Raw genomic sequence first — 19,746 nt, forward strand, 5'->3', positions numbered from 1 at the left:
ACCCCGGACGCGACGGTTTTCACCGTCGAGCGGCCCTGCGGAGGCGCTCGCAGGCGAGGATCCGTTCCGTGACGGGGAACGGAGCTGGCGGGACGTTCAGCGGGGCGAGCCGGCTCTGTCGTCCGCTCCCGGCGGGCGGAGGAGCGGCGACGAAATGAGGGGAGTAAAGTCCGTGGGGACCGAAACGGCGCGCATGACCCGTCGCCTCCGGACCCTCGCGGGCGTCACGACGGCGCTGACGTTCGTCCTCATCCTGCTCGGCCTGCACACCGGCTCGACCGGCGGCGGCCTCTCCTGCGGGACCCGGTGGCCGCTGTGCAACGGCTGGCTGGGGCTGTTCCCGGCCAACTGGGCGAGCTTCTTCGAGTGGTTCCACCGCTTCGTCGCGATGGTCGTCGGTTTCCTGTTGCTGGGCTGGCTCTACGGCGTCTGGCGCTGGCAGGACGACCGCCGCGTCCGCTACGCCGTCACTGCTGCCATCGCCATCCTCCCCGCTCAGATCGTCCTCGGCGGCGTCACCACGACCGCCGGCGGCATGTTCCCCCGCGGGTTCAACCCCGTGATCATGACTGCCCACTTCACCACCGCGACCGTCATCTTCGGGCTGCTCGTCTACGCGACCGCCCGGCTGTTCGGCGCCCCCGGCTCGCACGCCGTCCGGACCGTCGTCGGCCTCGGCGGCGGCCTCGTCGCCTTCCACGCGGTCTTCGAGTTCGTCCCCGTCTTCTCCCACCCGCCGACGAACCTGGTCGCCTACTACGCCGCATCGTTCGCCCTGCTTGCGGTCCTCGTCGCCCTGCTGACCTGGAGCGAGGCCGCCGTCGACCCCGCGAACCTCCTCCGGTTCCGCGCGGTCACCGCCCTCGCCGCGACGCTGCTGTACGTCGCCATGGTCCTGAGCCGCCAGAAGTGGGGCCTCCCCGACCTCTACGGCGACGCCGCGACGATGCTCGTCGCCGCCGCCGTCGCCGGGCTCGCGGTCCTCACCAACCGCGTCGTCGCCGATACGGGTGGCTTCGGCGCCCAGCGGGCGGACTGACGGCGCCGCACCCGGACTGTCCTTTCTTTCCACAGACATTTACCGACAGCCGACCGAGACCCGCTCGATGGTCCCCGAGATCGTCGACTGCGCGCTGGTCGTCGCGTACCTCCTCCTGCTCGGACTGCTCGCGGTCCGGTATCGGCGGGGCGAGATAGCGGGCCGAAAGCTCGCGATCTCCGTCGGGATGTGTCTCACGTGGCTCGCCTACGGACTGCTTCAGGTCTCCGATGCCGCTTCGGTCCCGGACGGAACGGCGCTGTACTTCGGCCTCGTGGGGATCGCGCTCCTCTGTCTCGTCGCCGGGATCTACGTCACGTACCGGGGCTGGCGCCGCGGGGACGACGCGGACGCGGACGCGGCGAGCGGGTGACTGCCCGGGCGCAGGCGCTCACATGAAATCGGTGAGCCCCGACTGCGAGTCGTCGTCCGTGTCGGCTTTCTCGGACGCCTCGTCGTCTCCGTCGTCCTCGCCGGCCGGCTCGTTTCCGTGGGCCCCATCCAGCGCCGCCTGCGTGGGTTCGCCGCCGGCCCCGTCGTCCCCGTCCGTTTCGCCGGTCCCGCCGCCGTCACCGGCGCCGGCCTCGCCGGCGTGGGCGTCGTCGAAGGCGCCGCCCGCGTTCTCGACGGCCCGCTGTTCGCGCAGGCGTTCGGCGTCCTCGACGATCGACTGGACCTTGTTGGTGTCCTCGCCGCTGCCGGTGATAAAGGAGACGTGCTCGGCGTCCAGCTCGTACTTCGCGGCCATCGCGACGGTCAGCTCGCGGTTCTTGCAGTGGTGGGTCATCACCGAGAGGTGCGGGAGGACCTCCCGGCGGGCGGTCGACATGCTGACGCCGCCGGCCTCGGCGATCCGCCGGGCGACGTAGTCGCGCTTGTTCCGGGTGCCCCGCGAGCGGCCGAGCTTCGACCAGTAGCTCGGCGGGCCGTAGCGGGTCCACCCGCCCTTGGGCTCGCGGCGGGCCGCGGCCACACCGGCGGTCATGTTGTCGGTCGCGTAGCGCCAGAACGTGTAGTTCTGCGTCGCGCGCACGCGGCCGAGCCAGCGGTCCGCGTTCGAGAGGAAGTCGTAGGCGACCGCCAGCTCCTCGCCCTCGTAGTCCTTGGGCATGTTGTCCTCGATCCAGTTGATCAGGTCGTCGGGCGTCTCGTCCACGTCGTAGGAGGCCTTCAGCGCCTCTTCCGCGCCGGCCTCCTTGATCACCGTGTCGAGGTAGTCGAACACGCCTTCCGTCTTGTCGCGCTCGCCGGTCACCACGTCGTCGGCGCCGATGCGGTCGCGGCCCTCGGCCATCGCCTGGAGGTCCTTGATCGCGCCCCGCAGGTCGCCGCTGTTCATCTCGGCGATCTGGTCGAGCGCTTCGTCGTCGTACTCGACGCCCTCCTTGCGACAGAGGTCCCGGAGAACGGGGACGATGGAGCGCTTGGACACGTCCCGGAACTCGATCTCCCGGCAGGCGTTGCGGAGGCCCGACGACATCTCGTAGAAGTCGTTGGCGATGAGGATCATCGGCTGGCTGGCCTCCTTGACCAGCGAGGTGATCGCCGCCGACCCGCCGCGGTCGACGTTGCCGTGGAGGTTGTCGGCCTCGTCTAAGATGACGACGCGGCGGCCGGCCTCGCCGGCGGTGAGCGTCCCCGACTTCGCGGCCTCGCCGGCGACCCGCTCGATCACGTCCTTGGTCCGCGAGTCCGAGGCGTTGAGTTCGATGGTCGCCCACCCCTTGTCGCTGGCCAGGGCGTGGGCCGCGGAAGTCTTGCCGATCCCGGGCGACCCGTGGAGCACGACCGCCTCGCGGTGGTCCTCCCAGGTGTCGGCCCACTCCTGCAGGGCGTCGCGGGCCTTGTCGTTGCCGCGGATCTCGTCGAGCGACGAGGGCCGGTACTTCTCCGTCCAGTCCATTGGGAGAGCGAAGGCGTGTGAGGGGGTTAGTGGTTTCGGAGCGGCCCGCCGACCCCGATACTGGTCGCCCGAGTGGTCAGCACGCGTCCGCCGGCGCGCCGGTTTTCCGGCCGCGGGCCCAACGGGCGACATGGTCACGTTCGGCGACGCGCGCGAGTTCGGGACCCGCGTGTATCGGGACTTCTCGGAGAAGAACGTGACGTTCATGGCCGCCGGGCTGGCGTACAACGCCTTCGTCTCGCTGGCGCCGCTGTTGCTCCTGCTCTTTGTCGTGCTCTCGGTCGTCGGCGGTGGGCTGGAGGAGCGGGTCGTCGAGGCCGCGGAGGCCTGGCTCCCCGGCCCCATCGCCGACATCGTCGCCCAGCTGTTCGCGGGCGACGCCGCGGCTGGCGGCGCGTCGGTCGTCGGGCTCGTCGTCCTCGTGTGGGGGGCGCTGAAGATCTTCCGCGGGCTCGACACCGCGTTCTCGGAGATCTACGAGACGGAGTCGGACAACGGCTTCACCGACAAACTGCGCGACGGCGTCGTCGTCATGGGGGCGCTGGTCGTGGCCGTCCTCGCGACGGTCGGCGTCAGCGCCGCCGTCGCCGTGTTCTCGGACACCGTCCCGCTCCTCGGGCTGGTGACGCCGCTGGTGCTGGTCGCCGGGCTCGTTCTCGCCTTCTTCCCGATGTACTACGTCTTCCCCGACACGGACCTCGGCTGGGAGGACGTGCTGCCGGGCACCGTCTTCGCCGCCGTCGGCTGGGCGGTCTTCCAGAGCCTCTTCCAGGTGTACCTCGCCTTCAGCGACCCCGGGTCGAGCAGCTTCTTCGGCGGCGTCATCGTCGTCGTCACGTACCTCTACTTCACCGCGCTGGTACTCCTGCTCGGTGCGGTGATAAACGCCGTGCGTGGCGGCCACGCCTCGGGCCGGCCCGGCGGCGTCGGCCGGAGTGCGGGCGGCTACGAGCAGAAGCGGCGGGACTCGCTGGACCGCGCGGAGCTCGACGCCTACCTCCGCGGGCTGGACGAACAGCTCACCGCCCGCTACGAGGCCGCCCGCGCGGACTCCGACGACGAGCGCCGGCCGAAACCGAGCGGTGAGGTCGACCTGGTGGAGTACGCGACGAGCGACGGCGACCAGCGCCGGTGGACGGTCGAGCTGAGCTGGCCGGCGCCGCGGACCGGGTCCGGCGACGACCGCCCCGGTGACGACCGATCCGTCGGCGACCGGGCGGGCGGCGACGGATACGGCGGTCGACCGGACCGGGCGGACGACTGAGCACCGGTCGGCGTCGGGGCGGTGGTCGGTGGGGCGGTGTCGTGGCCGTTCTCAGCGGTCGTCGTCGACCGCGATCCGCCCGCGGAGTTCGTGTTCCGACGCGGGGCTGACGGTGATGCCGGCCTCGTCGAACCGTCGTCTGACCCGCCGGGCGAACGCGGACCTGGCCTCGAACACCGCCGGCTGGCGGGCGTCTTCGAGCCAGAAGTGGGCGCGCAGGCGGACCACCCCGTCGCCGAGTTCGTCGACGAACGCGGTCGGCTCCGGCCGGTCGGCGACGCCGTCGAGGGCGCGGGCGGCGGACTCGAGGATCTCGGTCGCCCGCTCGGGGTTGTCGTCGTAGTCGATACCGACCCGCTCGACGACGCGGTAGCGGTCGCGGCCGAACGGGCGGGTGATCGCCCCGCCCGTCAGGACGGTGTTGGGGACGGTCACGAGCGCCCCGTCGGGATTCTCGACGCGGGTGACCCGGAGCGTGATCGCCTCGACCGTCCCTTCGCCGCCCTCCCACTCGATGTAGTTGCCGACGCTGAACTCGGGGTCGAACACGAGGACGAGCCCGCTGACGAGCGAGCCGACGATGGTCTGTGCGGCGACGCCGACCGCGAGCGTCGCCGCCGCGACGACCAGCGCCGAACTCGTGAGGACCGTCGTGAGCCCGGCCATCCCGGCGCCGACGACGGCCGCGACGACGAGGACGAACACGCGAACGTAGCTGGTGATCGCGTCCTGCAACGTGGGGTTGCCGCGGTTGCGACGCCGGACGGCGCGGCTGACCGCCGGTTCGACGAGGAACCACCCGACGATGACGACGACGGTCGCCCCGAGGAGGAACCAGGCGGCGCGGACGACCGTCGGCGCGAGTTCGGCGAGTTCCTCCGGGCCGACCCCCGGTGTCGGCGTCGGCGTTCCGGGCGTCGGTGTCGGCGTTCCGGGTGTCGGCGTTCCCGGTGTCGGCGTCTCGGCCTGGCGAGGTGCGGGCGCGGCGGGCGCGACCATGGCAGTCCCGCGCGCGCCACGCCCAAAGGTAGCCGCCGCGTACCGCGGTTCGCCCGCGAAACTCCAGCGGCGCAGGCGGTCGGGAGACGGTCCGCGGGCCGCCAGCGGATCGTCCGGACGGCCGCCGGTCGCTCCAGAAAGCATTTTCCGCGGGGCCCTGACGGTGACGGTGTATGGTAGACACGGATGCGAAACGAGCGGCCGGACGCGGGCTGGCAGGGGGAGTCGCCGCCTGGATACTGGGGTACCTGGCCGTGTACGTGCTACACGGCACCAACATCGAGAACTCGCTGGGGTCGCAGATCCTGGAGTTCCTGACCGGCGACGCCGTGACCTGGAAGCTCGTCGGCTGGCTGTTCTTCAACGCACACAACGTCACCGTGACCGTCCCGGGGTTCCTCGGCGAGAGCGCCTGGAACTTCGTCGCACAGTCCGACGAGGCGGCGCTGACCGCCCTGTTCGTCCTTCCGCCGGTCCTGCTGGTCCTGGCCGGGTTCGCGGCGGCCTGGAACGCCGCGGACGCGCCGACGACCGCGGCGCGGAACGGCGCGGCGGTCGTGCTCGGCTACTTCCCGCTGTCGGTCGCCGGCGCCGTCCTGTTCACGATCGGGAACGAGGACGCCACCGCCGGACCGACGCTGGTGACCGCCGTCCTGCTCGCCGGGACGGTGTATCCGCTGCTGTTCGGCGCGGCCGGCGGGCTCGCGGGCGGGCACCTCTCGGCCGACTAGGGGGACGGGCCGCCCGCGGAGTCGGTGACCGACCGCGGACGGCGTCGGCGACGGACGGGCCGCGTTCGCCGGTTCGACACGCTTTTATCGTCAGTCGTCGATGCTCGGGCAAATGGGAGAGCGCCGCGAACTGGCGGAGAAGATCGCGGGCGAGATCGCGCTGAGCGACGACCCCGGCGGCACCCTCCGGAAGTGGCGCACCGACTTCGAGGTGGCCCAGACGGAGCTGGCCGACGAGCTCGGCGTCTCGCCCTCGGTGGTGTCGGACTACGAGAGCGGCCGCCGCGAGAGCCCGGGCATCGGCGTCGTCAAGCGCACCGTCGAGGCGTTGCTCGACATCGACGAACGTCGCGGCGGCAGCCACATCCGCCAGCACGCCCGCGTTCTCTCGGCCGGGTTCGACGCCGACATCGTCCACGACCTCCGGGAGTACTCCGCCGCCGTCCCGATCGACGACTTCTACGAGGCCATCGGCGCCACCGAGATCGTCTCCGGCGCCCAGGAGAGCGTCGCCGGCCACACCGTCATCGACAGCATCCAGGCCATCTCCCGGCTGTCCTCCGAGGAGTTCTACCGCCTCTACGGCCAGTCGACCAACCGTGCGCTCGTGTTCACCAACGTCACCAGCGGCGAGGGTGCCATGGTCGCCCTCCGCGTGCTGAACCCGACGCCCAACGCCGTCGTCCTCCAGGGCCTCGACGACGAGAGCGTCTGGGAACACGCCGGTGACCTCGCCCGCATGGACGGCTACTCGCTGGCCGCCTGTCCGACCGACTTGGACGAGATGCTCGCCCGCGTGCGCGAACTGCCGTAGCGCGAACGTGCGGACCGTGCCCGTGAGTTCGAACGGGTGTGCCATCTACACTCATGCCGGAGGAACGCTGAAGGCGCTCGCCGGAGTCCCCGCAGGCATGAGCGGACCGGTGTTCATGGCGGCCGACCGGGTGACGTTCCACCCCGTCGAGGAGGCGGACCTGGAGTTCTTCCGCGACCTGATCAACCATCCCGAGGTGCGAGAGGGGCTGGCGGCGGCGGAGCCGCGCAACATGGCCGACGAGCGCGAGTGGTTCGAGTCGCTCGGCGACGACGGCGTCCAGTTCTGCCTGCGGGTCGAGGGCGAACGCGTCGGCACGGTCAGCTTCCGGCAGTTCAGCGAGCAGTGGGGGACGACCGAACTCGCCTACTTCCTCCACCCGGACCACTGGGGGAACGGCTACGCGACCGAGGCCGTCCGGCGGATGACGACCTACGGTTTCGAGGAGCGCCGCCTCGGGAAGGTCTGGGCGCGGGTGCTCGCGTTCAACGACGCCTCGACCCGCGTGCTGGAGAAGGCCGGCTTCGAGCACGAGGCCACCCTCCGCGACCAGGCGTTCGCCCGCGGCGAGCGCGTCGACGTCGAGCGGTACGGCGCGCTCGCCGACGAGTGGGAGGGGTGACCCGTGTCCGGGCCGGCCTTCCTCCGCGGCGACGGCGTGACCCTCCACCCGACCGAGGACGAGGACGCCGAGTTCTGCGTGAACCTGGTCAACGACCCGCGCGTCCGTCACGGCCTCTCGGTCGCCCGCCCGAAGTGGACGGACGAGGAGCGCGAGTTCCGGGTCGAGAGCGACGAGGACGTGATCCCGTTCGTCGTCCGCGCGGCGGACGACCGCGGCGGCGCGGGCGGCTCCGGCGACGAGGACAGCCACGGCGACGAGGGCGATCGGATCGGCGTCGTCGACCTGGTCGACGTCGACGAGCAGTTCGGGAAGGCCGAGGTCGGCTACTTCTTCGCGCCCGAAGCGTGGGGCAACGGGTACGCGACGGCCGCCCTCGAGCGGGTCGTCGAGTACGCCTTCCGGGAGTTGCGCCTGCACCGCGTCCACGCCCGTGTCTTCGCGTTCAACGAGGGGTCGGCCCGGGTGCTGGAGAGGGTCGGCTTCGAGCGCGAGGGCGTCCTCCGGGAGGCCGCGTACATGCACGGGGAGTACGTCGACGAACTCCGCTACGGCCTGCTCGAATCGGAGCGGTAGCGCGGGACAGACCGCCGACAGTCGGATCGCTACAGCCCGAGTTCCCGGCCGAGGACGAGCCGCTGGATCTCGCTGGTCCCTTCGCCGATCTCCATGAGCTTCGCGTCGCGGAAGAACCGCTGGGGCGCGAAGTCCGTGGTGTAGCCGTAGCCGCCGAGCACCTGGACGGCGTCCTCGGCGACCTCCCGCGAGATCTCGGAGGCGTCGAGCTTCGCCATCGACGAGAGGCGGGTCACGTCCTCGCCCTCGTCGTAGGCCACGGCCGCCTTGTGGGTCAGCAGCCGCGCCCGCTCGATCTTGCGGTCCATCGCGACGAGCATGTCCCGGACGGCGTCGAACTCGCCGATCGGCTGGCCGAACTGCTCGCGCTCCTTCGCGTACTCCAGGGCGGCCTCGAAGGCCCCCTGCGCGAGCCCCACGGAGAGGGCGGCGATGGAGATGCGGCCGCCGTCCAGCGTCTTCTTCGTCTGGTCCCAGCCGTCGCCGGGGTCGCCGAGCAGGCGGTCCTCGGGGACGCGCACGTCCGACAGCTGGAGTTCGCAGGTCGGCGAGGCGTTCAGGCCCATCTTGTCCCACACCGTCGTCACCTCGAAGCCGTCGTCCCCGGGGTCGACGACGAACGTCGAGATACCGTCGTAGCCCGCCCCCGGCTCCGTCACGGCCTTGACGAGCACCGAGCCGGCGACGTTCGCGTTCGTGATGAACTGCTTCGTCCCGTTCAGCACCCACTCGTCGCCCTCGCGCTCCGCGGTGGTGTCCATGTCCGAGGCGTCCGACCCTGATCCGGGCTCGGTCAGCGCCCACGCGCCCAGGTGTTCGCCGGTCGCGAGCGGTTCGAGCCACCGCTCCTTCTGGGCCTCGGTCCCGAACAGCTCGATGGGTTTGCTCCCCAGCGAGACGTGCGCGGCGTAGGAGAGCCCGATCGACCCCGACACTCGCCCCAGTTCCTCCGTGACGAGCGCGTACATCAGCTGGTCGCCGCCGAGGCCGCCGTACTCCTCGGAGACGGGGACGCCCATCACGTCCAGCTTCGCGAGTTCGTCGAACACCTCCGCCGGGAACCGGTGGTCGTCCTCGATCTCCTGGGCGATGGGTTCGATCTCCTCGTCGCAGAACTCCCGCACCGTCTCGCGGATCATCCGGTGCTCGTCCGGGAGGGTGAAGTCCATACGCAAATATTGCCGGCGGCGAGAATAAAGGCTGTGTCGGGGGGAGTGCGGTGTCCGTTCGATGTCGGGGTGCTGTTGCGGAACGCGGGCGCGGTGCGGTCGGCGCGCGCTGTCGCGAGTCTCGTCTCGCGACAGCATCGCGCGAGGTCTTCGTGAACGTGTGAACGAAGGCTTGTCAGAGCTTGCTCTGACAGTGGATGAGGGAGCGAGCGGAGCGAGTGAGCGAATCGGCTGGGGAGGTACGTGGCCGTCTGCGGTGCTGTGCGGGGCGGTGCGGTGTCGTGCGGTTGCGGTCCTGGCGTCCGCGCGAACGTGTGAGCGCGGGCTCGGGAGAGCTTGCTCTCCCGGTGGACTGAAAGGGCGAGGCGCGCTCGCGTTCATGTAGTCGTCTGAGCGGGCCACTATCCGCGCGGGCGGTGCCGAGAGCGCGGATATCCCGCTCAGCGACCGCGAGCGCGTCGAGGGCTTTCAGCGCTCACCGTCAAGTGCAGTTGCGCCTGCTACTAGCGAGCGGGCCGAGGGCTTTCAACGCCTGCTGTCGAGTGCTATCGATCCTCTTCAGAACGAGCGCGCCGAGGACGTTCAGCGCTCACCGTCGAGTGCGGTCGCTGTCGTGCCCGTTTCCCACACAGGAACAACCGGAAACAACTGACGCACTCGCACATCGAACAGAACGTCGACCTCCAACGGCAACGACACGGGAGAACGGAACGAACCCGGACCTCAGACGGCCTTCTCGGCCTCGGACTGGACGAGGTAGGCGCGGTCGTCGGTGTAGTCGGCGACCACGTCGAGCGCCCGTTCGGTGCCGATCTGGTTGAGCGCCCAGGCGGCGCTGGCCCGGACCTCGTTGGCCTCGTCGTCTTCGAGCACGTCGGCGAGCGGTTCGATGGCGCGGGTGTCGCCGAGCAGGCCGAGCGAGCGGGCCGCCGCCGAGCGGACCTCGTAGTTGTCGGCGTCGAGGCGCTGGGCGACCGGCTCGACCGACTCCTCGCTGCCGATCTCGCCGAGCGCGCGCAGCGTGACCTTCTGGAGGGCGGCGTCGCCGTCGCCGTCGATGAAGTCGTGGAGCGTCTCGGCGGCGTCCTCGTTACCGATCTTCCCGAGGATCTGGACCGGGCGCTTGTTGCGCTTCTGGGCGCGCTGGTGGACGGCGTCGTAGGCCTCCTCGGGGCCCATCCGCCAGAGCGTGTCGAGGACGTTCTCCTCCATGAAGTCGGAGTCGAACGTCTCCAGCGCCTTGACGATGGGCTCGACCTCGCCGAGCTCCTCGTAGACCTTCACCGCGTTCCACTCGGCGGGGAAGTCCTTGCGGTTCTCCGACTCGAGCACGTCGTAGAACCCCTCGGCGTCCAGCTGCTCCCGAACCGTCAGATCGTCCCACTCCTCGGCGGCCTCCAGGTCGTCCTGCAGGGTCTCGGCGCCGTCCAGAAGGGCGGCGATGGTCTCGGCGTCCTCGTCGGGGTCGAGCGCGCTGCCCTCGACGACCTGGGCGGCCTGGTCGACGGCGTCGGCCAGGGCCTCGGGGTCGTCGCTCTCGGCCGAGAGGTCGGTGTCGAGCTGCTCGGCCGTGGTGCCGAGATACGACTGGACCGCGGTGACCACGTCGGGCCGACCCGCTTCGGTCCAGCGGGTGTCGGTGATCGTCGACTGGGCCTCCTCGAGGGCGGCGACCACGTCGTCGGCGTAGGGCCCGCGCTGGTCCTCCAGCTGGTCGCGCAGGTCCGCGATGCGGTCTTCGAGTTCGGCCGCCGGGTCCTCCGCATCCTCGTCGTCCTCGTCGGGCTCGGGCAGGTCCGCGGCCTCCAGGTCGGCCTCGATCTCGTTCAGCTGTTCCTCGACCTCGTCGAGGTCGGCCTCGGTCTCGGCGGCCTCGAGGGCCTCCCCGGCGTCGTCGAGGCGCTGGTCGAGCGTGTCGGCCGACAGCGCCGTCTCCTCGCTTTCGCCCGCGTCGGCTTGCTCGTCGGCGGCCTCGGCGTCGTCGGCCGCTTCGTCGTCCCCGTTGCTCATACCCCGAAATGCGACTGTCCGGGCCAAAGGCGTTTCCATTCGGCGACTCGGGGCGTCCCGCCGTTCGCCCGGGGAACCCCGCCCGTCAGTCCTCGAACTCGCCGGCCAGCCGGGAGAGCCGCTCGACGCGCTTCTCGGGGTCGGGGTGGGTCTCCATGGCCTTCACGAGCCGCGATTTCGCCTCCGCCGGGACGATAAAGAGGGCGTTCAGGTCGGCGTGGTCGCGCAGGTCCCGCTCGGGCGTCGCGGCCATCTCCGCGGAGATGGTCTCGATGGCGGCGGCCATCGCCGCGGGCTTGCCCGTGATGACGGCGGCGCCGCGGTCGGCCGCGTACTCGCGGTGCCGGGAGATGGCCCGCGAGACGAGGTAGCCGCCGAGCCACGCGACCGCCGAGACGGCGACGAATGCCCAGAGCCAGGGCATCCCGCCGTCGCCGCCGCCGGCGTCGCCGCCGCCGTCGCCGAACCACCAGAAGTTCCGCACGACCATCGCGGCGACGGTCACGAGGAACGTGACGACCGACATCACGAGCGCGTCGCGGTGTTTCACGTGGGCGATCTCGTGGGCGAGCACGGCGTCGAGTTCCTCGCCCTGGAGCGTGTCGAGCAGTCCCTCCGTGACCGCGACGACCGCGTCGTCCCGTCCCTTCGCGGTCGCGAAGGCGTTGGGCTGGGACTGGGGCGCGACGGCCACGTCGGGCTCGGGCACGCCCGCCTGGTTGGCGAGGCGACCCACGCGTGCGTGGAGGTCGGGGCACTCGGCCTCCGTGACTCGGTCGGCGTCGAGCGCCTTCAGCGCGGCGTCGGGCGCGTACTTGTACTGGAGGGCGACGAGCACGCCCGCGACCCCGACGACGAGGAAGAGGCCGGCGCTCCCGAGGGCGTCGGTCGCCCACCACGCGGCGACGCCGACGAACGCGGCGTAGAGGGCGGCCATCCCGGCCATCGCCGCGAGCATCCGAACCCGGAGGGACCAGTCGGGCCTGGGCTGCATGTGCGACCCTAGCCGTCGCGGACCCATAGATGTTACTCCGACGCCATCTTCGTGGGGGCCTCCCGCGCGGTTCGCGCCCGCTCCATCCTCGTCCGCGACGGCGTCCGGCGAACGTTTACGACTCCGGCGGGCGACGGTCGACCCATGGGATACCACGTCGTCGACCCGGCGGACCTGGAGCCGGAACCGGACCGCCCGTCCGAGATGCGCTACGTCAGCGAGGCCGCGGGGATGGAGCGGCTCGGGCTGCGGACCTACGCGGTCGAACCGGGCAAGGAGATCCCCCTCTCGGGGATGCACTACCACGACGAACAGGAGGAGGCGTTCTACGTGATCTCGGGGACGCTCAGCGTCGAGACGCCCGACGAGACCTACCGGGTCGCGGCCGACCAGTTCTTCGTCGCCGAGCCGGGGAGCCCCCACCGCGCGCACGTGGCCGACGAGGCGGACGAAGCGGCCCGGGTGATCGGCGTCGGTGCCCCGCCGGTCAGCGACGGCCACAGCTACGAGGGGGAGTAACGGAGTCGGTCACGCCAGGACGTGATCGACCAGCAGCACTGTCCCGACGAATCCCACGCCGAGACCGCCGACGATCGACGCGTTCGAGACGAAACGGAGCAGACGCCCCTGTGTCGGCGTGACATCCAGCGGTATTCGACCCGATAGCTGGAGCGCACCCAGTGCGAACGAGGCCGCGGCCAGGAACGCCGTCGTCCACGCCCCCACCGGATCGGCGCCGGAACCGAGGTAGTTCGAGATCGCGAGCACCGCCTGACCGACGCCCAGCGAGCAGAGCCCGAGGCCGAACCGTCGTTCGAGAGACACGTTCCGAGTGGCGTCCGCTCGCCCTAAATCGGTTTCGCGGGACCCCCGGCCGGACCGACGGAACCGTTTTGCTCCTCTGGTCCGGAGCGCGCCCATGCCCAGCCTCGAACAGATCTGGACCGCGCCCGAGGGGGGCGCGCCGATGGAGGCCAGCGAACGCGTCCGTGCGGTCGCCGACGGCGGACTGGCCGGCGACCGCTACTGCCACGGCCGCGGCTACTACTCGCCGTACGACGTGTGCCAGGTCACGCTCGTCGATAGCGGGGCGCTCGAAACGGTCCGCGAGCGCTACGACATCGACCTCTCGGACGGCCGCCACCGCCGGAACCTCGTGGTCGACTGCGACGTGGTCGACCTGCTCGACACCCGCTTTTCGGTCGGCGAGGCCGTCTTCGAGGGGACCCGCCGACGGCCGCCCTGCGCCCACGTCGAGGAGGTGGCCGGCGAGGAGGGGCTTGCGGACGCGCTCTCCGAGGAACGCGGGGGGATCTGCGCCGACGTGGTCGAGGGCGGCGAAGTCGCCGTCGGCGACGAACTGGCAGTCGTCGAGCGGCTGGACGACCCCGACTCGCTGGCCGCCGCGATCCGCGAGCGACACGAGAGATGAGGACGAAACGATTCGCTACGCCGCCAGTTCGTCGGTCGCGTCCCGGAGCAGTCCGTCGATGATCTCTGGGGTCGTCGGGTGGTAGGCGCGGTCGGGCACCTCCCGCACGTCGAGTTCCATCTCGACGACGACCTGCATCGTCTTGGCCATCACGTCGGCGTGATAGTGCAGGCCCTGCCAGCCAAGCACCGTCGCCGACTCGCGGTCGACGACGAGTTTGGCGACGCCCTCGGGGGTGTCCTTGGCCTCGAACACGCCGTCGTCGCTGGCCCGCCGCTTCGCGACGGCCACGTCGTAGCCCGCGTCGCGGGCCTCCCGTTCGGTCATGCCGACGCGGGCGTAGGGGTAGACGCCCAGCCCGGAGAAGATGACGTGGTGGGTGACGTTCTCGTAGGCCTCCAGAGGTTCGCCCCGTTCGCGCCGGAGGATGTTCTCGGCGGCGGTGAACCCCTGCTCCTTGGCGACGTGGAGGATCGGCTCCTTGCCGTTGGCGTCGCCGACGACGAACACCCGGTCGTCGTCGCGGGCCTGCATCGTGTCGAGCACCCAGTCCGGCCCCGGCTCCAGCGCGGAGTTCTTCAGCCCGAGCCGCCCCAGGCACGGCCGCCGGCCGGTGAACAGGTAGAGCTCGTCGGCCTCGACCACCTCGTCGTCGCCGTCGGCGCCTTCGAGGTACAGGCGGACGCCGCCGTCGTCGGTCGGCTCGACGCGCTTCTCGTAGCACTCCGTGGGGATGGTCACGTCGAACGCCTCGCGGTAGAGGTCGAGGACCGTGTCGCCGAACTCCGGGTCGGCCTCGTCGATGGGCCGCTCGTCGTGCTCGACGACGGTCACGTCTGTCCCGCCCACCTCGCTGAGGTACGGGACCATCTCCAGGCCGATGTAGCCCAGCCCCATCACGACCGCCGAGTCCGGGAGCTCGGTGGCGTCGAGCAGGTCCGCGCTCGTCTGGTGGGGCACGTCGTCGATCCCGGGGAGGTCGGGGATGTTGACGGCCGACCCCGTCGCGATCACCACGTAGTCGCCGGTGATCTCGCGACCGCCCGCGACGACCGTGTGGTCGTCGACGAAGCGGGCGGTGTCGTGGACGAACTCCACGTCCGACCGCTCGGCGATCTCGTGGATCGACTCCCGGCGGTGTTCGGCCCACCCGAGCGTGTGGTCGTCCTTGCGCTCGATGGTGCGGTCGAGGTCGACCTCGTGGGGGTCGCCGAGCAACCGCTCGTCGTGGCGGGCCTGGAAGCGGTGGGCGCCGGCCGACAGCACCTCCTTGGAGGGCATACAGCCCCGCAGGATGCAGAGGCCCCCACCGGGGTCGCCGTCGTCGATCAGCGTCAGCTCCACGTCCGGTTCCTCGGCGAGCGAGTTCGCGACCGCCGCGCCGGCGCTGCCGTAGGCGCCGACGATGACCACGTGAACCATAGCCTCGATTTCGCGGACCAGCCCTAAAGCGTTCAGGGGGTGTGCGCGGAAGACGGGAGCGCGACGGCGACCGCCGACGCGGTCACTCCTCGACTGCTGTCTCCGGAGTGGGGTTGCTGCCGCGCCCGTAGAGCAACTTGGCCGCCCGCGAGTGGTTGACGACCCGGTCCCACAGCACCAGCGTCGACGGGAGGACGAGGATCGAGGCGATGTAGGCGTAGACGACCGACAGCGCGGTCAGGACGCCGAACGCGCCGATCGCGGGGTTGAGCGCGAAGACGAGCATGCCCATGCCGGCGACGGTGGTGAGCATGCTGCCGGTGAGCGCGCCGCCGGTGCCCCGGATCGCCCTGTCGAGGGCCGTCTCGATGCCGTGGTCCTCGAACTCGTCGGCGAAGCGGTGGACGACGTGGACGGAGTAGTCGATGCCGAGACCGATCGTCAGCGAGAGGATCACCCCGTTGATCGCGTTGAAGTCGATACCGAGATACCGCATCGACGCGACGACGAAGGTCACCGTCAGCGCGATCGGGACGACGTTGGCGACGCCGAGCGACGCGCGCCCCTCCAGCACGTGGTAGACGACGATCAGGAACGCCGACGCGCCGACGAGCGTGATGACCAGGCTGGTGATCACCGTGCTGAGGATGAGCTCGGAGGCCTCCTCGAAGATGATAGCGTTGCCCGTCGGCGTCGCGTCGAGCGAGGTCTCCGCGGCGATTGCCTCGGCGTCGGCCGCGATCTCGCCGTTGGTCGCGTCGGCGTCGACCGAGTAGGTGACGAGCGTGCTCCGCCGATCCTCGGAGAGGACGCCACTCACGCCGGAGGCCGGCGCGGATTCGAGCGAGTCGTACACCTCGCGGAGGTTCTGCTCGGGCACGCCGTCGTCGTCGGGGTCGTTACGCGCCACCAGGTCGGCGAACTCCGGGTTCCGGTCGGCGTACGACCGGACGACCGTGACGACCGACTGACTCTCGGCGTGGCGACCCTCGCGGAGGACGGTCGGCGGCGGGTCATCGCCCATCCGGTAGACCTGATCGAGCGCCGCCTCGCGGTGCATCCGCGTCTCGACGAACAGCAGGACCGAACTGCTCTGTGGGAAGTTGTCCTCGATGTAGTTGGTCTTCGAGACGTAGCTGTACTCCGGCGGGCTGAACGGCCCCGGAAGCTCCTTCTGCCAGTCGGGGATCTCCTCGTACTCCGGCGGCAGGAAGTCGTCCTGGCTGAAGCCGGTGCCGACGCCGGTCGCGTAGACGCCCGCGGCGCCGCTCGCGACCAGGATTACGAGCATGAACAGCGCCGGCGCGCGCTGGGCGATGACGACGCCGCCGCCGAGCGCGCGACCGAGCAGCGACCCCTCCGACCCGAGCGGGCGCTCGCTCATCGTCGGGATGGGGTACCTCGCGCGCAGGCGGTCGGTCTTGACCTTCGCGGCCGGGAGGAAGATCCCGAAGATCAGGAAGGTGAAACAGATGCCGATGGCCGCGACGAAGCCGAAGTCGCGGATGGGCGCGAGCGCGCTCGGCAGGTTCGACAGGAAGCCGATGACGGTCGTCCCCATCACGATGAAGAACGCGACCAGCAGCTGGTCGGTGGTGACCGCCATCGCCGTGCCGACGGGCTGGTCGCGCTCGCGCTCCTCGCGGTAGCGGTTGACGGCGTGGATCCCGAAGTCGATGCCGACCGCGATCAACAGCGGCGGCACCGCGACCAGCAACGGGTTGAACGCGATATCGGCCAGTCCGAGGAACCCGAACGTCCACAAAAGCGTCATCAGGATCGCGACGACGCCCAGGATCAGGTCGACCAGGTCGCGGTAGGCGACGACCAGGAAACCGACGATGAGGACGAACGCCGCCGGGAGCACGAGCGCCAGCGACGACCCGATCGTGTTCGGGGCGCTCCCGACGATGTCGATGTCGCCGCCGACGGTCCCGACCACCTGCTCGACGCGCTCCTCGCGGGCGTCCACGTCGCGGTCGTGGGTGACCGACGCCTGCGCCGCGCGCGCGGCCGCGCTCTCGGTGTCGAAGTCCTCGCTGACCTGCGAACGGAACCCGGGCGTCTCCGCCGCCCGCCGGACCGCCCGGTCGATCTCCGTCGCCGTGGCCGCCTCGACGGCGTCGATCTGCGCCTCGACCGTCGTCGCCTCCGGGTCGAGCTGCTGTGCGACGGTCCGGGCGGGGCTGGAGACGCCCGTCACGCGCAGGCCGTCGTGGTCCTGCAACCGCTCCTGGGCCCGCAACATCCGCAGCATGCTCGTCCGCGAGAGGACGTTCGCCTCGCGCTGGAGCAGCTGCGTGCTCGTCGAACCCCCGCCGAAGCCCGTGCTGAACTCCCGCTGGATGTCCTCGAACGCCTCGAACGAGTCGAGGTCCTCGACGAACTGGTTGCTCCCGCTCTCGGTCTCGACGTTGCCGAGACCGGCGACGAAGACGGCGGTCAGCAGGAGGAAGGCGAGGCTGATCCGCCCCGGGTAGGAGGCGATGGCGTCGCCGACTTCGTCGGTGAACCACTCGAAGACCATCTACCTGTACCAGAGGTATCCGGCGACGAGGGCGAGGGCGACGACGACTCCGGCGACGACGGGCACCGGGAGGCCGCCCCCGCCGCCGTCCTCGGGCTCGGTCACGTCGACGGCGAAGGTGTAGCCGCTGGAGAGGGTCGTGTCGCCGTCGGCCTCGTCGTACTGGAAGTCCATCTCGACGGGGTAGGACTTCGTCAAGGCGCCGGACCCGGTGCTGACCTCGAAGACGAGCGTCTCCGACTCGCCGGCCGGGATCTCGTCGGCGTAGGCCTCGGCGTCGTCGACGCTGATCGGGTCGTCGGCGTACATCGCCGCCGACACGTCGGTGACGGGCTCCTCGCCGACGTTCGTGACCGTCACTTCGAGGACGCGGCCGGCGCCGCGCTCGACGGTCCCGTTGGCGACCGACACGTCGAAGGCGTCGCGCTGCTGGCGGACGCGCAGACGTGTGTCGAAGCTCTCCGCCTGGCGGCGCTCGTCGTCGGCGTTCCGGTAGGTCGGCCGCAGCGTGAACTGCTTCGGGCCGGCCTCGCCCGCCTCGCTGACCTCCACGTCGAAGGTGAACTCCTTGGACTGGTTGACCCGGAGGTTGCCGACCGAGTACTCGCGTTCGAGCGGCGAGACGCTCTGGCTCTCGGACTCGAAGACGACCACGACGCTGTCGGCCCGCGCGTCGCCGACGTTGGTGATCGTGCCCGACAGCGTCCCCTCCTCGCCGACCCGCAGCGACGAGCTCAGGTTGCTCGCCGCGAACTCGTACTCGACCTCGGGGTCGGGGCGGACGCCGAACTGGAGCGTCCCGGACTCGCCGGGGTCGCCCTCGCTGTCCTCGTAGCTCACCGAGGCCTGCAGGGAGTAGCTGCGCGACTCGGCCTCCGGCGTCGCGGTCGCCTCGACGGTTATCTCCCGGGTCTCGTTCGCCGCCCAGACCCCGACGTACTCGCTGGCGGAGGTCGACCCGCCGAAGGTGAGCGCGGGGCTGGTCGAGCTGACTGACACCGACGCGTCGCGCACGTCGACCGGGCCGTCGTTACGGACGGTGAGGGTCACGGGCCCGTCGTCGTCGACGGCGAGGTCGCTCTCGGTGTCGACGATGGTGAACGTCTGCTCGCGGGCGGGCGTGACGCCCAGCGAGAGGCTGCTTGATTGCAGCGGCGTGCTGTCCTCGTCCTCGTAGTTGACGGTCGCGCCGAAGGCGTAGCGCTGCTGGCTCGCCGTCCCGGCGGCGCTGACGCGGTAGGAGACGGTCCGCGTCTCGCCGGGCGCCCAGGCGCCGCCGACGTAGCGGGTCGACGACGACGAGGCGCCGAACGTCAGGTCGGCGTTCTGCGAGGTGAGCGCGACCGAGGCGTTGCGGGCGACCGCCGTCCCGGTGTTGCGCACCGTCAGGTCGACGGTGCCGGTGGCGCCGATGCGGGCCGTCGACTCCACGTCGGTCACGCGGAACTGCGCGGCCTCCTCGATCGTCACGTCCACCGTGAAGTTCTTCGTCGTGCTCGTGCGGTTGTACTCGCTCGTCCGCGGGTTCACCGACTGCGTGTAGTTGTACGAGACGTTGATCGGCAGCTCGTAGGTGCCCGGCTGGGCGGACCGGTCGATATCGATCCGGAACTCGACCGGCGCGGAGGAGCCGTCGGGGAGGCGCGCGACGGCGCGCTCGTTGGTGTTGACCGTCAGCGGCGCGTCGTGCTCGCCGACGCTCGCCCGGACCGCCCGGGCGGTGGTCACCTCCTGTTCGAGCCCCGGGTTCGACAGCGACCCGTTCGTGACGTTGCCGTCGTTCAGCAGGACGACCCGCAGCGCGGTCTGTGTCCCGGGGGCGAAGTCGGTGTCGGGCACCGACACGTCGATCCCGGGGTTGCCGGTGACGTTGTCCTGCTGCTGTCGCTGCTGGGCCAGCGGCGTCGATACGTCTGCCGGTCCGGCCGCCCCCGTCGGACCGGGCGCGTCGGCCGAACCGGGTGCCTCCGCCGACGGCGCGTCCACTCCATCGGCGCCGACATCGTGGTCAGTGACCGCGCCGGCGACCGGCGACGCGGCGAACAACAGTGCGACTGCGGCGACTATCAGGACCTGTGTCCGTTGCATGGGTTCTCGTTGTCCACCCACCGTGCCGCGGGGACCAACGGCGGCGACGCAGGTGTCGTCGCGTGGTTGCCGCCCGAACCCTGTCAATCATTGTAAACAGGAAGGAACTTTCCGGGCGTTTATCGCGCCCGCACCGACCACCGTCGCCCGACCGGC

Annotated in this window: 18 protein-coding genes; 9 read left to right on the top strand and 9 right to left on the bottom strand. The window is 70.7% G+C overall.

Features of this window, described 5'->3' with window-relative positions:
* Positions 1 to 172 precede the first annotated feature (172 nt).
* Positions 173 to 1,039: a COX15/CtaA family protein gene (locus ACMGFG_RS10640; protein WP_436930318.1), complete on the top strand. Its 867-nt coding sequence runs from the start codon at positions 173 to 175 to the stop codon at positions 1,037 to 1,039.
* A 67-nt stretch (positions 1,040 to 1,106) separates the two neighbouring features.
* Positions 1,107 to 1,412 carry a hypothetical protein gene (locus tag ACMGFG_RS10645; RefSeq protein WP_436930319.1) on the top strand — a complete coding sequence of 102 codons (306 nt, stop codon included), beginning with the start codon at positions 1,107 to 1,109 and terminating at the stop codon, positions 1,410 to 1,412.
* An 18-nt stretch (positions 1,413 to 1,430) separates the two neighbouring features.
* Here ACMGFG_RS10645 and ACMGFG_RS10650 read toward each other — a convergent pair whose 3' ends face one another.
* Complete coding sequence (locus tag ACMGFG_RS10650; RefSeq protein WP_436930320.1) at positions 1,431 to 2,942, bottom strand: replication factor C large subunit; 1,512 nt, start codon at positions 2,940 to 2,942, stop codon at positions 1,431 to 1,433.
* Between the two features lie 130 nt (positions 2,943 to 3,072).
* Between ACMGFG_RS10650 and ACMGFG_RS10655 the strand changes: the two genes are divergently transcribed.
* On the top strand, positions 3,073 to 4,206 hold the full coding sequence (locus ACMGFG_RS10655) for a YihY/virulence factor BrkB family protein (protein WP_436930321.1): 1,134 nt from the start codon (positions 3,073 to 3,075) through the stop codon (positions 4,204 to 4,206).
* 51 nt (positions 4,207 to 4,257) lie between these two features.
* Here the strand turns inward: ACMGFG_RS10655 and ACMGFG_RS10660 are convergent, their stop codons facing one another.
* Positions 4,258 to 5,205 (bottom strand): mechanosensitive ion channel family protein, encoded by a 948-nt coding sequence (locus ACMGFG_RS10660; protein ID WP_436930322.1) that lies wholly within the window; start codon positions 5,203 to 5,205, stop codon positions 4,258 to 4,260.
* Positions 5,206 to 5,378: 173 nt separating this feature from the next.
* Here ACMGFG_RS10660 and ACMGFG_RS10665 point away from each other — a divergent pair, with 173 nt between their 5' ends.
* The 4 genes from ACMGFG_RS10665 to ACMGFG_RS10680 all read left to right on the top strand — a co-directional run bounded on the left by ACMGFG_RS10665 (position 5,379) and on the right by ACMGFG_RS10680 (position 7,948).
* Positions 5,379 to 5,936, top strand: a complete 558-nt coding sequence (locus ACMGFG_RS10665) for a DUF7978 family protein (protein ID WP_436930323.1) — start codon at positions 5,379 to 5,381, stop codon at positions 5,934 to 5,936.
* A gap of 112 nt (positions 5,937 to 6,048) precedes the next feature.
* On the top strand, positions 6,049 to 6,750 hold the full coding sequence (locus ACMGFG_RS10670) for a helix-turn-helix domain-containing protein (RefSeq protein WP_135364150.1): 702 nt from the start codon (positions 6,049 to 6,051) through the stop codon (positions 6,748 to 6,750).
* Between the two features lie 97 nt (positions 6,751 to 6,847).
* Positions 6,848 to 7,372: a GNAT family N-acetyltransferase gene (locus ACMGFG_RS10675; protein WP_436930324.1), complete on the top strand. Its 525-nt coding sequence runs from the start codon at positions 6,848 to 6,850 to the stop codon at positions 7,370 to 7,372.
* 3 nt (positions 7,373 to 7,375) lie between these two features.
* The gene (locus ACMGFG_RS10680; protein ID WP_436930325.1) at positions 7,376 to 7,948 is read left to right on the top strand and encodes a GNAT family N-acetyltransferase; all 573 of its coding nucleotides are present in this window, start codon (positions 7,376 to 7,378) and stop codon (positions 7,946 to 7,948) included.
* 29 nt (positions 7,949 to 7,977) lie between these two features.
* On the opposite strand, the gene ACMGFG_RS10685 is transcribed toward ACMGFG_RS10680, so the two are convergent.
* The 3 genes from ACMGFG_RS10685 to ACMGFG_RS10695 all read right to left on the bottom strand — a co-directional run bounded on the left by ACMGFG_RS10685 (position 7,978) and on the right by ACMGFG_RS10695 (position 12,121).
* Positions 7,978 to 9,117, bottom strand: coding sequence for an acyl-CoA dehydrogenase family protein (locus ACMGFG_RS10685; protein ID WP_436930326.1), 1,140 nt, complete (start codon positions 9,115 to 9,117; stop codon positions 7,978 to 7,980).
* A 723-nt stretch (positions 9,118 to 9,840) separates the two neighbouring features.
* The gene (locus ACMGFG_RS10690) at positions 9,841 to 11,127 is read right to left on the bottom strand and encodes a HEAT repeat domain-containing protein (RefSeq protein WP_436930327.1); all 1,287 of its coding nucleotides are present in this window, start codon (positions 11,125 to 11,127) and stop codon (positions 9,841 to 9,843) included.
* Positions 11,128 to 11,212: 85 nt separating this feature from the next.
* Positions 11,213 to 12,121 carry a M48 family metalloprotease gene (locus ACMGFG_RS10695; RefSeq protein WP_436930328.1) on the bottom strand — a complete coding sequence of 303 codons (909 nt, stop codon included), beginning with the start codon at positions 12,119 to 12,121 and terminating at the stop codon, positions 11,213 to 11,215.
* Between the two features lie 144 nt (positions 12,122 to 12,265).
* Between ACMGFG_RS10695 and ACMGFG_RS10700 the strand changes: the two genes are divergently transcribed.
* Positions 12,266 to 12,640 (top strand): cupin domain-containing protein, encoded by a 375-nt coding sequence (locus tag ACMGFG_RS10700; protein WP_436930329.1) that lies wholly within the window; start codon positions 12,266 to 12,268, stop codon positions 12,638 to 12,640.
* Between the two features lie 9 nt (positions 12,641 to 12,649).
* Here ACMGFG_RS10700 and ACMGFG_RS10705 read toward each other — a convergent pair whose 3' ends face one another.
* Positions 12,650 to 12,946: a hypothetical protein gene (locus tag ACMGFG_RS10705; RefSeq protein WP_436930330.1), complete on the bottom strand. Its 297-nt coding sequence runs from the start codon at positions 12,944 to 12,946 to the stop codon at positions 12,650 to 12,652.
* Positions 12,947 to 13,040: 94 nt separating this feature from the next.
* On the opposite strand from ACMGFG_RS10705, the gene ACMGFG_RS10710 reads away from it, so the two are divergent.
* Positions 13,041 to 13,553 (top strand): MOSC domain-containing protein, encoded by a 513-nt coding sequence (locus ACMGFG_RS10710; protein ID WP_436930331.1) that lies wholly within the window; start codon positions 13,041 to 13,043, stop codon positions 13,551 to 13,553.
* A 15-nt stretch (positions 13,554 to 13,568) separates the two neighbouring features.
* Here ACMGFG_RS10710 and ACMGFG_RS10715 read toward each other — a convergent pair whose 3' ends face one another.
* The 3 genes from ACMGFG_RS10715 to ACMGFG_RS10725 all read right to left on the bottom strand — a co-directional run bounded on the left by ACMGFG_RS10715 (position 13,569) and on the right by ACMGFG_RS10725 (position 19,590).
* Positions 13,569 to 14,975, bottom strand: a complete 1,407-nt coding sequence (locus ACMGFG_RS10715; protein WP_436930332.1) for a dihydrolipoyl dehydrogenase family protein — start codon at positions 14,973 to 14,975, stop codon at positions 13,569 to 13,571.
* A gap of 82 nt (positions 14,976 to 15,057) precedes the next feature.
* Positions 15,058 to 17,502: an efflux RND transporter permease subunit gene (locus ACMGFG_RS10720; RefSeq protein WP_436930333.1), complete on the bottom strand. Its 2,445-nt coding sequence runs from the start codon at positions 17,500 to 17,502 to the stop codon at positions 15,058 to 15,060.
* Positions 17,503 to 19,590, bottom strand: coding sequence for a COG1361 S-layer family protein (locus tag ACMGFG_RS10725; RefSeq protein ID WP_436930334.1), 2,088 nt, complete (start codon positions 19,588 to 19,590; stop codon positions 17,503 to 17,505).
* Between the last annotated feature and the right edge of the window lie 156 nt (positions 19,591 to 19,746).

Source organism: Halosimplex halobium, assembly GCF_051414055.1.
Lineage (GTDB): Archaea > Halobacteriota > Halobacteria > Halobacteriales > Haloarculaceae > Halosimplex > Halosimplex halobium.